The sequence below is a fragment of the Nonomuraea fuscirosea genome, from assembly GCF_003001935.1.
GTDB lineage: Bacteria > Actinomycetota > Actinomycetes > Streptosporangiales > Streptosporangiaceae > Nonomuraea > Nonomuraea fuscirosea.
Map to the genome: position 1 here is coordinate 511,851 of NZ_PVNG01000004.1, position 15,133 is coordinate 526,983.

Genomic DNA, 15,133 nt, shown 5'->3' on the forward strand with positions numbered 1-15,133 from the left:
GCCAGGGCCGCTCAGGTGGTGGCCGGGGCCTGGGGCATCTCGCGCATCCGGGGGATCGGCGACAGCGCCAGCACGATCATCGGCACCACCGCGCCGATCACCGCCGCGGTGAGGACCACCGGCCACATGCCGACCGCCTCGCCGATCAGCCCGGCCACCAGCGCGCCGATCGGCGCGGGCACCAGCCCCATCGCCCAGATGGTGGCGATGACCCGGCCGACCAGCTCACGCGGTGTCGCCGACTGCAGCACGGTGATGTTGTTCACCACGAACACCTGCGTGCACAGCCCGACCAGCAGCTGCGAGAAGGCCAGCACGCCGATCGCCAGCCAGAGCGGCCCCCCGGCCAGCGGCACCAGGATGAGCGCGCTGTTGCCGATCACCGTGGACCAGAACATGGTGGGCCCGGGACCCACCCCCTTCATCAGCCGCACCGACAGCCACGCGCCGGCCACGGCGCCGACCCCGCCGACCGCGAGCACGCCCCCGACCCAGCCGGCCGGCACGCCGGCGCCGTCGATCACGTACGGGATGTAGAGGGTCTGCAGGATGCCGATGTCGAAGAAGGAGTAGACGGCGCTGGCGATGGCCAGCGGGCGCACGACCGGGTGGGACATCACCCAGCCGAAGCCCGCCCGGATGGCGCCGATCATGCTGCCGCCGCTGTCGGGCGGCGGCGGGTCCTCCCGCTTGCGGATGGAGATCAGGAACGCCGCCGACAGCACGTAGCTGACCGCGTCCACCAGGATGACCAGCGGCGCCGAGCGGGTCGCGATCAGGAACCCGGCCAGGCTCGGCCCGACCGCCTTGGAGACCGAGTCGCTGAGCTGCAGCTTGCTGTTGCCGTCACCGAGGTGCTCGGGGGCCACCAGCGCCGGCAGGTACGACCGGTAGGCGATCTCGAACAGCACCCCGGCGACGCCCATCACGAACACGACCGCGTACAGCCACCACAGCGTCAGCAGGTCCATCACGAACAGCAGCGGCACCGTGGCCAGCATGAACGCCCGGATGACGTCGCTCCAGATGAGCACGGGCCGGCGGCGCATCCGGTCCACCCAGACGCCCACCACGAAGAACAGCACCATCGGCAGCCTGGACAGCGCGCCGAGCACGCCCATCTCCGCGACCGAGGCGTTCAGCCACAGGTAGGCGACGATCGGCATGGCGAGCACGGTCACCTGGGAGCCGACCAGCGACAGGCTCTCGCCGCTCCACAGCTTGAGGAAGTCGCGGTTCTTCCACAGCGTGGGCGGCTCCGCCGCGGCGGGGCCGGGCGTGGGGGGCTCAGTCGTCGGAGGTGAGGCCATGGTCGATGCTGCTCCTCAGTTCGGCGGCCGCGAGGGCGACCCGGGGTTCGTACATGACGGTGAAACGCTCGCCGTGGATGGGCGAGATGCGCAGGCGGCCGGTGACGACGTCCCGCCAGCCCATGTCGTCGGGCGGGACGCCCTCGGCGGCGGGCGAGTACAGCAGGACGTCGCCGTCGTACGGGTCGTGCCGGTAGTGGCCGACGGCGTGCGCGTTGGCGCGGAACACGTCCACGAAGCGGCGGGCCTGACGCAGGTCGGCGGTGTCGGGCTGCAGCGTGTCGGCCCGGGCCGCGGCGTCGATCACGGCCAGCAACCGCTCGTCCGGGCTCATCCGGTGCAGGTCGTCCAGGTTCACCTGGACCTTGCCGCCGGCCAGGGCGTGGGTGAGCAGCACGGCGTCGTCCTCCAGCGAGGCGCGCAGCACCGGCTCGTTCGCGTCGGAGTAGAACAGGACGACGAGCGGCACCTCCTCGCCCAGCTCACGCAGCCGGCGGGCGGTCTCCAGTGCGATGTTGCCGCCGATGCAGTAACCGCCCAGCACGTACGGGCCGTGCGGGCGGACTTCGAGCAGGTGGGCGGTGTAGTCGTCCACCATCTCCGCCAGCGTGGCGTGCGGCCGCTCGCCGGGGGCCAGGCCGGCCGCCTGGACGGCGTACACGGGCTGGTCGGGGCCGAGGTGGCGGGTCAGCGGCAGATAGCGGAAGACCTGGCCGCCGAGCGCGTGGAACAGGAAGACGGGATCGCGGTCGCCGGTCGGCCGCAGCGGCACGATCCGGCGCGGCGCGCCGTCGTTGTCCTGCGGGCGGCGCAGCTCGGCGGCGAGCCCGGCGACGGTCGGGGCGGTCAGCACCGACGACAGCGGCACGTCGCGGCCGAGCTCCTTGCGCAGCCGCATGGTGAGACGCAGGGCCAGCAGGGAGTGGCCGCCGAGGGCGAAGAAGTCGTCGTGCACGCCGATGGCGTCCACGCCGAGCGTCTCCTCCCACAGGGTGGCCAGCCTGGCCTCGAACGGGTCGCGCGGCGGCAGGTACGGCGCGCGGCCGGCGTCGCCGGGGTCGGGCAGGGCGGCCCGGTCGAGCTTGCCGTTGGCGGTGACGGGCAACGCGTCCAGCGGCACCCAGGCGGCGGGGATCATGTACTCGGGCAACCGTGTGCGCAGCGCCGCGGCCAGATCGGGCAGCCGCCCTGCCGGGGCGGCGGGGCCGGCGGCGTCGGTGTTCGGCGCGTCGCTTCCGCCGGAGTCGGTATGCGGCGCGTCGCTTCCGCCGGCGGCGTCGTTCTCGCTGCCGTTCGCGCTGCCGTTCTCGGGGACGACGTAGGCGACGAGGCGTTCGCCGCGCAGCACGACGACGGCGGCGCGCACGGAGGCTTCGGCGGTCAGCAGGGCCTCGATCTCGCCCAGCTCGACCCGCTGGCCGCGGATCTTGACCTGGAAGTCGGTCCTGCCGAGGTACTGGATTTCGCCGGTCGGGAGCCAGCGGGCCAGGTCGCCGGTGCGGTAGAGCCGGGCGCCGGGCGGGCCGTACGGGTCGGGCACGAACCGCTCGGCGGTGAGCCCGGGCCGGCTGACGTAACCGCGGGCCAGCTGGACGCCGCCCAGGCAGAGTTCGCCCGGGGTGCCGACGGGGACCCGCCGGCCGCCGGCGTCCAGGACCTCCAGGCGGGTGTTGGCCACGGGCCGGCCGATGGGCACGGAGGGCTCGCCCGGCTCGTAAGGGTGCCAGGTGACGTCCACGGCCGCCTCGGTCGGGCCGTACAGGTTGTGCAGCTCGGTGTGCGGAAGGCGGTCGTGGCAGCGGGCGGCCAGCTCGGCGCCCAGCGCCTCGCCCGAGCAGATGACGCGGCGCAGCGCCGGCAGGTCCGGCTCGTCGAGGAAGAGCTCCAGCATGGACGGGACGAAGTGCATGGTGGTGACGTCGTGGGCGGCGGCCAGGGCGGCCAGGCGGGCGCCGTCGCGGTGCGCGTCCGGCTCGGCGACGACCAGCCCGGCACCGGTGATCAGCGGCCAGAACAGCTCCCACACCGACACGTCGAACGACAGCGGCGTCTTGTGCAGCACCCGCTCGTCCGGGGCGAGCCCGAACGCCTCCTGCATCCACAGCAGCCGGTTCACGATCGCCCGATGCGACACGCCGACCCCCTTGGGACGGCCGGTGGAACCGGAGGTGAAGATCACGTACGCCGGCGAGTCGGGATGCACCCGCGCCGGCGAGCCGGGGACGTCGGGGGAGTCGGCGGCGGGCTCCAGGGCGAGGCCGGTGGCGGCGACGGGACCCGCTGCGGGGCCGGTGCGAGGGAGGGCGGCGGGGTCCGGTTCGGGGCCGGTGCGAGGGAGGGCGGCGGGGTCCGGTTCGGGGCCGGTGAGGGGGAGGGCGACGCCGGCAGGGAGGACCGTCGTGCTCGCCGCGCCGGTCAGCACCGTGCGCGCCCGCGCGTCCTCGATCATGTACGCCAGCCGCTCCGTCGGCAGCCCCGGCTCAAGAGGCAGGTAGGCGGCCCCGGCCCCGAGCACCCCGAGCAGGGCGGGCAGCAGGTCGGGGCCGCGTTCGAGACAGACCCCGACCACGTCGCCCGGCCGGGTGCCGGCCGCCGTCAGCCGCGCGGTGACGGCCCCGGCCCGCTCGGTCAGCTCGCGGTAGCTGAGCCAGGTCCCGTCGTAGCAGACGGCGGGCGCGGCGGGGGTGCGCGCGGCCTGCGCGGCGATCAGCTCGTGCAGGGCCGCGTCCGGGTAGGTCCTGGCGGTGGCGTTCCAGCCGTCGATCGCGGCGGCGTCGCGCTCCAGGTACGGGCCCTCGGACCGCGGATCGTCACCGGGGTCGGCGGCCTGGTGCAGCGCGACGAGATACAGCTCCCCGAACCGCGCGACCTGGCCGGCGTCGAACTGGGCCCGGTCGTACGTGAGCGTCAGGTCGAAGCCGCCGTGCTCGCGCGAGCGGCCGAACGCGGCGGCGAACGGCACGTCGGTCTGCTCGAAGAAGTCCTGATCGACGATCTCGACGCCGGGCAGGCCCCGGTAGACGTGGAAGTCGCGGAAGTCGAACAGCACGTCCAGCAGCGGCGAGCGGCCCGCGGCCCGCTGGATCTCGAACAGCGGATACCGCCGGTGCGGCAGCAGCGCCACCTCCGCCTCGAACACCTCGCGCACCAGCTCCGCCCAGGTGGGGGCGGTCACGTCCAGGCGCAGCGGCACGGTGTTCAGGAACAGGCCGAGCACCTCCTCGCCGGCCTCGCTCTCCGGCCTGCTGTGCGTGACCAGGCCGGTCATCACCTCGCTCTCGCCGGTGACCAGGGCGAGCACGCGCAGGTGGGCGGCCAGCAGCAGGGTCCGCAGCGGCACCGCCAGCCCTCTGGCCGCCCCGCCGAGCCGTTCCAGCAGCTCCGCCGGCAGCGGCAGCCGCAGCACCTCCGCCCCCGGCTCGCCGTGCGGCCCCGGCAGGCGGGGCAGCCGGGTGCCGGGCGCGCCGGCCATCCTGGCCTGCCAGAAGTCACGCGTCTCCGGCGCGGCCACCGCGGCGCGTTCCGCCGCGACCAGCTCGCGGAAGGCCGCGCCCGGGCGGGTGAGCGGCACCGGTTCGCCGGTGAGGTGGCCGTGGTAGCGCTGTAACAGCTCGGTGACCAGGGCCGCCACGCTCCACCCGTCGAGGATCGCGTGGTGGAAGCTCAGGCTGAACGCGAACAGCTCACCCGGCAGCACGTGCACGTGCGCGCGGGCCAGCGGCGGCGACGCCCAGTCGAACGGCCGCCGCTTCTCCGCCTCCGACCACTCCGCGAGCCGGCGCCCGGCCTCTTCTGGGTCGCCCGAGAAGCCCGCCAGGTCCGTCACCTCCAAGGGCAGCGTCGCCGAGCGGTGCACGAGCTGCAGCGGCTCGCTGAACCCGGTCAGATCGATCGAGGTACGCAGCACGGGATGCCGGGCGGTCACCTCGGCCAGCGCCGCCTCGAACGCCCCCGCGTCGAACATGCCGCGCAGGGTGATCGTGGTCAGGTCGTGGTAGGTGGCCGCGTCCGGCTCGTACGCGCTGTGGTAGAGCATCCCGGCCTGCAGCGCGGCCAGAGGATAGGCGTCCTCCAGGCCACGTGCGGCTCCCGTCGTCACGGTCATTGGGCCTCGCCTTCCAGCAGTCGTGCCAGATCGTCGGGATTGAGCAGGCCGAACGGCGTCGGTGGCGCCTCGGGTGGTTCGGCCGCCGGGGCCGGCAGCAGCCGCTCGGCCAGTTCCCTGACCGTCTGGTGGCGGAAGAGCTGCTCCAGCCGTACCGCGTAACCGGCCTCGCGCAGGCGGGAGACCACCTTGAGGCTCCGGATGGAGTCGCCGCCGGCGGCGAAGAAGTTGTCGTGCGCCGACACCCGCTCCAGCCCCAGCACCCCGCGCCAGGCGGCGGCGACGGCCAGCTCGGCCGCCCCTTCCGGCTCGGCGTGCCCGGTGGTCGCGCGGGCGCGCGGGTCGGGCAGGGCGTTCCGGTCGAGCTTGCCGCTGCGGTTGAGGGGCAGCTCGGGGAGCACGGTCAGGGTGCTGGGGATCAGGTGCTCGGGGAGCGTGTCCCGCAACCTCCGCTCCCACGCTCCCGTCACGTCCGCGCCGGCCGCCGGAGCGTCGGTCGCCGCATCAATGGCCGGCAAGGGATCGGCCGCTTCGGGATCGGCTGCTTCGGGGCCGGACGGGACCACGTAGCCGGCCAGGCGGAGGCCGGCGCCGTCCTCGATGGCGCGGACGGCCGCGGCGCGGACGCCGGGCAGCGCCGCCAGGGCCGCCTCCACCTCGCCCGGCTCCACCCGCATGCCGCGGATCTTGACCTGGTGGTCGGAGCGGCCCAGGTACTCGATCTCGCCGTCCGGCCGCCACCGGGCCAGGTCGCCGGTGTCGTACAGCCGCCCGCCAGGAGGACCGTAGGGGTCGGGGACGAAACGCTCGGCCGTCAGCGCGGGACGGGACGCGTACCCGTGGGCGAGCTGCACGCCGCCGATCCACAGGTCGCCGGGCACGCCGACGGGGACGCGGTTCATCCGGCCGTCGAGGATCTCCAGGCGGGTGTTCGCGACCGGCCGGCCGATCGGGATCGCGGCCTCGCCGGGCCGGCACGCGTGCCAGGACACGTCCACCGCCGCCTCGGTCGGCCCGTACAGGTTGTGCAGGCCCGCCCCTGGCAGGGCGGCGGCGAACCGGGCGGCCGGTTCCGCGCCGAGCGCCTCCCCCGAGCACACCACGGTGCGGAGCGCGCCCAGCCGTTCGCCCAGGCCGGGCTCGGCCAGGAAGGCGTCCAGCATGGACGGGACGAAGTGCACGGTGGTGACCGACTCGCGCTCCAGCAGGTCGGCCAGGTAGGCGGGGTCGGCGTGCCCGCCGTGCCGGGCCACGACCTGCCCGGCCCCGGTCATCAGCGGCCAGAACAGCTCCCACACCGACACGTCGAACGAGAACGGCGTCTTGTGCAGCACCCGGTCGTCCCCGGTCAGCCGGAAGGCGTCCTGCATCCAGCGCAGCCGGTTCACGATCGCCCGGTGCGAGACGCCGACCCCCTTGGGCCGGCCGGTCGAGCCGGAGGTGAAGATCACGTACGCGAGCGCGCCGGGATGCGGCTCGACCCGGAGCGGCGCGTCATCCTCAGCGGCCACGGCCGCGGCGTCGCGATCGAGCAGCACCGTCGTCGGGCCGGGCAGGCGGGCGGCGAAAGGGTCGGTCGAGACGGCCAGGCGGGCGCCGGCGTCGGTCATCATGCCTGCCAGGCGCTCGGCCGGGTTGTCGGGTTCCAGGGGCAGGTAGGCCGCGCCCGTGGCGACGACGGCGTGCACGGCGATGACCAGGTCGGCGCCCCGTTCCAGGCACACCCCCACGACCTCGCCGGGCCCGGCCCCGAGCGTGCGCAGCCGTCTGGCCAGGCGGTTCACCCGGGCGCCGAACTCCGCGTAGGTGAGCCAGGCCCGGCTCCCGTCCGCGGCCTCGTACCCCAGTGCGGGCGCGTCCGGCGTACGGGCGATCTGCTCGGCCACCAGCGCGGGCAACGTGGCGGCGGGGACCGGCACGGTCGTGTCGTTGGCCCGCAGGATGACGTCCAGCTCGGCCGGGGTGAGCAGCGGCAGGTCGGCCACAGGCCGGTCCGGCTCGGCCGCCGCGGCCGCCAGCAGCGAGCGGAAGTGGTCGGCGAAGCGCTCCATCCGGTCGTGCTCGAACAGGTCCTTCGCGTAGTGCAGCACCCCCGTGAGCGTGTCGCCGGACTCCTCGATCACCAGGTGCAGGTCCGCCTGCGTCACCCCCGGGTCGATGTCGAGGGTGCGCAGCGCGATCCCGGCCACCTCCGGCGGGGACGGCGGCACGTTCTGGTAGGCGAGCATCACCTGGAACAGCGGGTTGCGGGCCAGGTCGCGCTCCTCGGCCAGCTCCTGCACCAGCACCTCGAACGGCAGCTCGGCGTGGTCGTGCCCGTCCAGGACGCGCTCACGGGTACGGGCCAGCAGCTCGGCGAAGGACGGCTCGCCGGACAGGTCGCCGCGCAGGACGAGCGTGTTGAGGAAGAGCCCGGCCATCTCCTCCACGTCGGGGTGGGCCCGGCCGGACACCGGGGTGCCGACGGGGATGTCGGTGCCGTCCGTGTACCGCGCCAGCACCGCCTGGAACGCCGCCAGCAGCACCATGAACGGCGTCACCTGCCGTTCCCGGGCGAGCGCCCGCACCGCCGTCACGGTCGCGGCGTCGATCGGGAACGTCAGCCGCCGCCCCTCCATGGTCGCCGGCCCCTGCCGGTGCCGGTCCGCGGGCAGGTCCAGGGCGGGAGGCAGGCCGGCGAGGGCGTCCTTCCAGTACGCCAGGTCGTCCGTCCGCCCGGACACCCGGGCCCGGTGCCAGGCGGCGAAGTCCCGGTACCCGGTGGCGAGCGGGGGCAGCGCGGCCGGGGCGCCGGTGACCCGGGCCCGGTAGAGCTCCATGAGGTCGCGCAGCAGGATCGACAGGCTCCACCGGTCGGTGACGACGTGGTGCAGCGTGAGGTACAGGTCGTGCTCGGCGTCGCCGCGCCGCACCAGAACGGCCCTGACCAGCGGCCCGCCCGCCAGATCGAACCGGTGCCGAGCCTCTGCCGACCCCACGGCCGTTGCCGGGTCCGCGCGGGCCGGTTCCGTGTCCGCCGCGAGATTCGCCCCGGCCGGCGCCGCGGAGTCCGCGTCCGCCCGCACGGTCAGCCGTGGTCGGCGGGGGCCCTCCTGGAGGGCGGGCTCGCCGTCGTCGGTGACGATGACCAGGCGCAGGGCCTCGTGCCGGTCCACCAGGTCGTCGAACGCGGCGCTCAGCGCGGTCACGTCGAGCGGCCCGGTCAGCCGTTCCGCCCAGGCCACGTTGTACGCCGGGTTGCCGGGGTCGAGCTGGTCGAGGAACCACAGCCGAGCCTGGGCGTGCGAGGGCCGCGCCGGCCCGTCCGGCAGGGGCGGGATGGGCCGCGCGGCGGCACTGGGCAGGAGGGGGGCGAGGCCCGCGACGGTCGGGGTGGTGAAGCAGCGGCGCAGGGTCACCTCGGCCCCGTACGTCTCCCTGAGCCTGACCACCAGCCGCATGGCCAGCAGGGAGTGGCCGCCGAGGGCGAAGAAGTCGTCCTCGACCCCGAAGTCGTCCCGTTCGAGCAGCTCGGCCCAGACACCGTGCAGAACACGCTCGGCCGGGGTGCGTGGCGGCACCGGCACGGACGCTCCGGCGGTGGCGCGTGGCGGTGGCAGGGCGGCGCGGTCGAGCTTGCCGCTGGGCAGGACGGGCAGGTCGGTGACGGTGACGAAGGCGGCGGGGATCATCGCCTCCGGCAGCCGGGCGCGCAGGTGGGCGCGCAGGTCGCTCTCCTGGGCGGTGCCGATGGTGTACGCGACCAGGCCGCGCCCGCCGGGTGCGTCGTCGCGTACGGTCACGACCGCCCGCTCAACGGACGGGTGCTCGCCGAGCACGGCGGCGACCTCGTCCGGCTCGATCCGCACGCCGCGCACCTTCACCTGGTGGTCGAGGCGGCCGAGGTATTCGAGGGTGCCGTCGGGATGCCACCGGGCCAGGTCGCCGGTGCGGTAGAGGCGTCCGCCCGGCGGCCCGAACGGGTCGGGGACGAAGCGTTCGGCGGTCAGGGCGGCCCGGCCGTGGTAGCCGCGGGTGACGCCGGCCCCGCCGATCAGCAGCTCGCCGGGAACGCCCACCGGCACCGGACGCAGGTCGCCGTCCACCACGTAGACCGCCGTGTTGGCGACAGGCCGGCCGATCGAGCCGCCCCGGCCGTCGGTGACGTGCCGCCTGGTGGACCACACGGTGGTCTCCGTGGGTCCGTACAGGTCCCAGAGCTCGTCGGTGACGGCGAGCAGGCGGGCGGCGAGCGGGCCGGGCAGCGCCTCGCCCGTGCTGATCACGCGCGGCACCCGGTGCGTCAGCGCGGGCAGCAGCCCTTCGAGCACGGAGGGGGTGGCCTGGACGGTGTGCAGGTCACCGCTCCTGATGAGGTCGTGCACGCGTTCGACGGCGGAGGCGGAGGCGAGGACGACCGTGCCGCCGGTGACGAGCGGCCCGAAGATCTCGATCATCGCGATGTCGAACGACACCGACGTCAGGAACAGCGACCGCGCGCCGGCTGCCAGCCCCGGGCGTTGGCTTACGTCGCAGAGCAGGCTGACCAGGCCACGGTGCGGCACCACCACGCCCTTGGCCCGGCCGGTGGAGCCGGAGGTGTAGATCAGGTAGGCGGCCTGGCCCTGGTCGAAGGCGGGCTCAGGGACGGGGCCGGCGGCGGTCATGGGGTCGTCGAGCAGGAAGAGGCGGGCGTCCGCGGGCAGCCGGTCCTTGAGGGAGCCCACGGTGACGACCACGGTGGCGCCGGAGTCGGCGATGATCTGCCTCAGCCGCTCGGCCGGGTAGTCCGGGTCCAGGGGGACGTAGCAGCCGCCGGCCTTCAGCACGGCCAGCAGCGCCGCGATCAGGTCCGGCTGCCGGGGCACGCAGACGGCGACCCTGCTCTCCGCGCCGACCCCGAGGGCGCGGAGCCCGGCGGCCAGGTCGTCCGCGCGTGACTCCAGCGCGGCGTACGTCAGCGACGTCCCGTCCTGACCCTCGACGGCGATCACGCCGGGCGAGCGGGCGGCCTGCTCGGCGACCAGGTGGTGAATGCCGCGGGCCGGGTACGGCAGCGCGGTGTCGTTGCGGGCGTGCAGGGTGTCGCGCAGCTCGGCCGGGTCCATGAGCGGCAGCTCCGACAGCCGCAGCCCCGGGTCGGCGACGGCCGCTTCCAGCAGCGTGCGCAGGTGCGCGGCCAGCCGGTGCACCCGGTCGTCGTCGAACAGGTCGGTGGCGTGGTCCAGCACGCACAGCAGCGACCCGTCCGCGCGCTCCTCGACGATGAGGTCCAGGTCGAACATGGCGGTGCCGGGGCGCACGTCCAGGCGTTCCAGGCGCAGGCCGGGCAGGTCGGCGGGCAGGCCGGGGGTGTTCTGGTAGGCGAGCATGACCTGGAAGAGCGGGTTGCGGGACAGGTCCCGGCCGCTGGACAACTCCTCCACCAGCGTCTCGAACGGCAGCCCCGCGTGGTCGAACGCGGCCAGCGCCCGCTCCCTGGTGCGCCGTACCAGCTCGGTGAAGGACGGATCGCCGGACAGGTCGCCGCGCAGCACCACGGTGTTGAGGAACAGGCCGACGGTCTGGTCCAGCGACGGGTGCGGGCGGGCCGACATCGGCGTGCCGATCGGGATGTCGTCCTGGCCGGTGTAGCGGGCGAGCAGCGCCTGGAGCGCGCCGGCCAGCACCATGAAGGGGGTGGCGCGCAGGCCGGCGGCCAGGTCGCGCAGCCCGAAGGCGAGAGCGCCGTCCAGCTCGAACAGCAGGCGGTGGCCCCGGTTCGACTGCATGGGCGGGCGCGGCCGGTCGGCGGGCAGGTCGAGCGTGTCGGGCAGGCCGTCGAGGGCCTTGCGCCAGTAGTCCAGGTCGCGCTCGGGTGACGGGCCCGCCTGCTGCCAGGCCACGTAGTCGGCGTACGCCACCGGCCGGTCGGGCGGCGGCTCGCCGGCGTAGAGCCGGAAGAGGTCGCTGAACAGGATCGCCACCGACCACCGGTCGGCCAGGATGTGGTGCAAAGTCAGGATCAGGCGGTGTTCGGCGGCCTCGTGCGGCCGGCGGTTCTCGACCGGTTCGGTCACCACTCCCGTGTCGCGCTGTTCGCCGGTCCCGGGCGTCACCCGGATCAGGCGGGCCCTGGTCAGGGGGCCGGTGGTCAGGTCGAAGGCGTAGCGGGCCTCCTCGCGGGCGGCGGCGTCGGCCTCGCCGGCGGTCATCGTCTCGATCCGCAGCGCGGGACGCACCCGGCCGGGAGCCTGGCGGGGCTCGCCGTCGCGGGTCTCGATCACGTACCCGAGGATCGGATGCCGCTCCACGAGCGCGTCGAACGCGGCGGCCAGCGCGCCGGCGTCCAGGTCGCCCTCGATCCGGTACGCCCACGACAGGGTGTAGGCGGGATTGCCCGGATCGAGCTGGTCGACCACCCACAGGCGGCGCTGCGCGTCGGACAGCGCCCCGCCGTCCCCGGCCCGGTTCCCGGGGAGAGGCCCGGGTTCGGGTTCGGTCCTCCGCGCGGCCCGGGTGCGCGTGAGGCGGGCCTCCAGCGCGGCGCGTCGTTCCGGGCTGAGCCCGGCCAGTCGCGCGCGTACCCCGTTCGGGTCGCTCACCGCTCCTCCTCCAGCAGGTCCAGCAGGTCGGCATCGGTCAGTCCCTCTTCGAGCACCGCCAGCGCCTGCTCTTCGACGGTCGTGGCGTCGAAGCAGCGCCGCAGCGGCAACTCGACGCCGAACTCGTCGTCGATCCGGCCGATCAGGCGGACCACCAGCAGCGAGTGGCCGCCGAGGGCGAAGAAGTCGTCGTTCACCCCGACGCGCTCCCGGCCGAGCAGCTCGGTCCAGATGCCGGCCAGGGTCTCCTCCATCGGGGTGCGCGGCGGCACGAAGGCGGCAGCCCGGTCACCGGCGCGCGGCGGCGGCAGGGCGGCGCGGTCGAGCTTGCCGCTGGGCAGGACGGGAAGGTCCGTGACGGTGACGAACGCGGCGGGGATCATCGCCTCCGGCAGCCGGGCACGCAGATGGGCGCGCAGGGCGGCCTCCTCCGCGTCGCCCAGGGTGTACGCGACCAGGCCGCGCCCGCCCGGCGCGTCGTCGCGTACGGTCACGACCGCCCTTCGCACGGACGGGTGCTCACCGAGCACGGCGGCGACCTCGTCCGGCTCGATCCGCACGCCGCGCACCTTCACCTGGTCGTCCAGCCGGCCCAGGCATTCGAGGGTGCCGTCGGGATGCCAGCGGGCCAGGTCGCCGGTGCGGTAGAGACGTCCACCGGGTGGCCCGAACGGGTCGGGGACGAACCGCTCCGCCGTCAGCGCGGCCCGGCCGTGATAGCCGCGGGTGACCCCGTCCCCGCCGATCAGCAACTCGCCCGGCACGCCCACCGGCACCGGACGCAGACCGCCGTCCACCACGTACACCGTCGTGTTCGCCACCGGCCGGCCGATGCGCATCGTGGCGGGGGAGCCCGGCACCCGGTACGCGGTCGACCAGATCGTCGTCTCGGTGGGCCCGTAGAAGTTCCACAGCTCGTCGGTGACCATGAGCATGCGGGCGGCGAGGTCGAGGGGCAGCGGCTCGCCGCCGAGGATGGCGCGCGGCAGCCCGGCGGGCAGGTGCTCCAGCGCCACGCCCGCCACGGACGGGGTGAGCTGGACCAGGTCCGCGTCCTCCGCGGCCCGCCGGATCTCCTTCGGCGTACGGGCGGCGTCCTCGGGAGCGATCACCAGGGTGCCGCCGGACAGCAGCGGCGTGAAGATCTCCAGCGCCGCGATGTCGAACGAGAGCGAGGTCATGAACAGCGCACTGCCGCCGCCCAGCCGCCGGATCACGTCGGTGACCAGGTTGACCACCCCGCGATGCGGCACCTGCACCCCCTTGGGGCGGCCGGTGGAGCCGGAGGTGTAGATGAGGTACGCCAGATTGTCGGGCGTGACCAGCGGCGGCGGCCCCGGTTCACCGCGTATGCCGGAAACGGGCGCGTCGGCCACGGGCACGTCGGAAACAGGCGCGTCCAGCAGCAGCTCAGCGGGACGCGTTTCCGGCAGCCGATCGAGGCAGGACGACTCCGTGAGCAGCAGCTCCGCCCCCGAGTCGGCCAGCAGATAGGCCAGCCGCTCCGCCGGATAGGCCACGTCCAGCGGCAGATAACAGCCGCCCGCCCTGAGCACCCCGAGCAGCGCGACGATCTGGTGCACGCCGCGCGGCAGGCACAGCGCCACGCACGACTCCGTCCCCACACCCCTGGCCGCCAGCCGCACGGCCAGCGCCGCCGTACGGGCGTCGAGCTCGGCGTACGTGAGCTCCGCGCCGTCCTGCGCGCGCACCGCCACCGCGTCGGGAGTGCGCGCCGCCTGCTCGGCGACGAGCTCGTGCAGCGTCCGCTCCGGGTAGGGGGCGGCGGTGTCGTTCCAGCCGGTCAGCAGCTCACGCCGCCGCTCGGAGGTCATCAGCGGCAGCTCCGACAGCCGGATGCCCGGCTCCGCCGCGACGGCCTCCAGGATCAGCCGGTACGCGCCGGCCAGGCGGGCGATCGTGCCGGCGTCGAACAGGTCGGTGCTGTACTCCAGGTAGACGCCGGCGCCGTCGCCCGTCCTGACGACGTCCACGTTCAGGTCGAGCTGGGCGGTGCCGTTCGGGAACTGCCCGCGCGACGCCATCGGCAGCAGGTTGAACCCCACCTGGAAGAGCGGTGTGCGGCTGGTGTCGCGGACCGGCTGGAGCGCCTCGACCAGCCGGTCGAAGGGCACCTCGGCGTGGTCGAGCGCGTCGAGCACGCTCTCCCGCACCCGTTCCAGCAGCTCGGTGAACGCGGGGTCGCCGCCCAGGTCCGTACGGAGCACCAGGGTGTTGATGAACACGCCCAGCAGCGGCTCGAACTCGGGCAGGTCGCGCCCGGCCACCGGCGTGCCCACCGCCACGTCCTCGCGGCCCGCGTACCGGGACAGCAGCGCCTTCAGCCCGGCTAACAGCACCATGAACAGCGTCGCGCCGTGCCGCCTGCCCAGCGTTTCCAGCTCGTCGACCAGGGCGGCCGGCAGCGCGAGATGATGCTCGGTCCCCGCATGTCCGCGCACGGCCGGTCTGGGCCGGTCGGTGGGCAGCCCGAGGTCGGGCGGCAGGCCGGCCAGCCGCTCCCGCCAGTGGCCGAGCTGGGCGGCGAGCACCCCGCCGGCCAGGTGCTCGCGCTGCCAGGCGGCGTAGTCGGCGTACTGGACGGGCAGGTCGGGCAGCCGCGGCGGGCGGCCCTCGTCGAGCGCCGCGTTCAGCTCCCGCAGCTCCTCGGCGAGGTTGACGCCCGAGCGGGCGTCGAACACGGCGTGGTGCACCACGAACACCAGCCGCTGCACCGCCCGGCCCTTCTCCCCACCAGGCATCCGCACCAGGTGCGCCCGCCACAGCGGGGCCTGGTCCAGCGCGAACGGCTGCCTCGCCGTCGCCAGGGCCAGCTCCCGGAACTCCCGCTCGGCCCGCTCCGGGGGCAGCGCGCGCAGATCCGTCACAGGCAGGGTGACCGGCAGCTCGACCTGGACGACCTGGACGAGCCGCCCGTCCTCGATCGTCAGGGCGGTGCGCAGCGTCTCGTGCCGCCGGACCAGCTCGCCCAGCATCCGCTCGCACCGGCCCCCGTCACCGCTCTCGTCACCGCTGTCTGGCAGGTCCAGCACGGCGTTGACGTGGTACGCGGGCGCGCCGGGGTCCAGCCGGGCCAGGAACCACAGCCGTTCCTGGGCGAACGAGGCGGGAAAGACGTACGTGCCGGTCACCTA

4 protein-coding genes are annotated in these 15,133 nt (G+C 74.6%); all 4 read right to left on the minus strand.

Annotated elements, in window-relative coordinates:
- Positions 1–11: 11 nt before the first annotated feature.
- Genes B0I32_RS12520 through B0I32_RS12535 form a run of 4 tightly spaced genes read right to left on the minus strand, consistent with a single transcriptional unit; the run spans position 12 to position 15,130 of the window.
- Complete coding sequence (locus B0I32_RS12520) at positions 12–1,310, minus strand: MFS transporter (protein WP_106238014.1); 1,299 nt, start codon at positions 1,308–1,310, stop codon at positions 12–14.
- Positions 1,288–5,415, minus strand: a complete 4,128-nt coding sequence (locus B0I32_RS12525) for a non-ribosomal peptide synthetase (RefSeq protein WP_106238017.1) — start codon at positions 5,413–5,415, stop codon at positions 1,288–1,290. Before B0I32_RS12525 ends, B0I32_RS12520 begins: the two co-directional genes overlap by 23 nt.
- Positions 5,412–11,978, minus strand: a complete 6,567-nt coding sequence (locus B0I32_RS12530; RefSeq protein ID WP_106238020.1) for a non-ribosomal peptide synthetase — start codon at positions 11,976–11,978, stop codon at positions 5,412–5,414. Before B0I32_RS12530 ends, B0I32_RS12525 begins: the two co-directional genes overlap by 4 nt.
- Complete coding sequence (locus B0I32_RS12535) at positions 11,975–15,130, minus strand: non-ribosomal peptide synthetase (protein WP_106238022.1); 3,156 nt, start codon at positions 15,128–15,130, stop codon at positions 11,975–11,977. The genes B0I32_RS12530 and B0I32_RS12535 overlap by 4 nt, the downstream gene beginning before the upstream one ends.
- Positions 15,131–15,133 lie beyond the last annotated feature (3 nt).

Bases quoted from the DNA above. Each gene is read 5' to 3' on its own strand.
- B0I32_RS12520 (WP_106238014.1), bottom strand. From the start codon at position 1,310: ATGGCCTCACCTCCGACGACTGAGCCCCCCACGCCCGGCCCCGCCGCG.
- B0I32_RS12525 (WP_106238017.1), bottom strand. From the start codon at position 5,415: ATGACCGTGACGACGGGAGCCGCACGTGGCCTGGAGGACGCCTATCCT.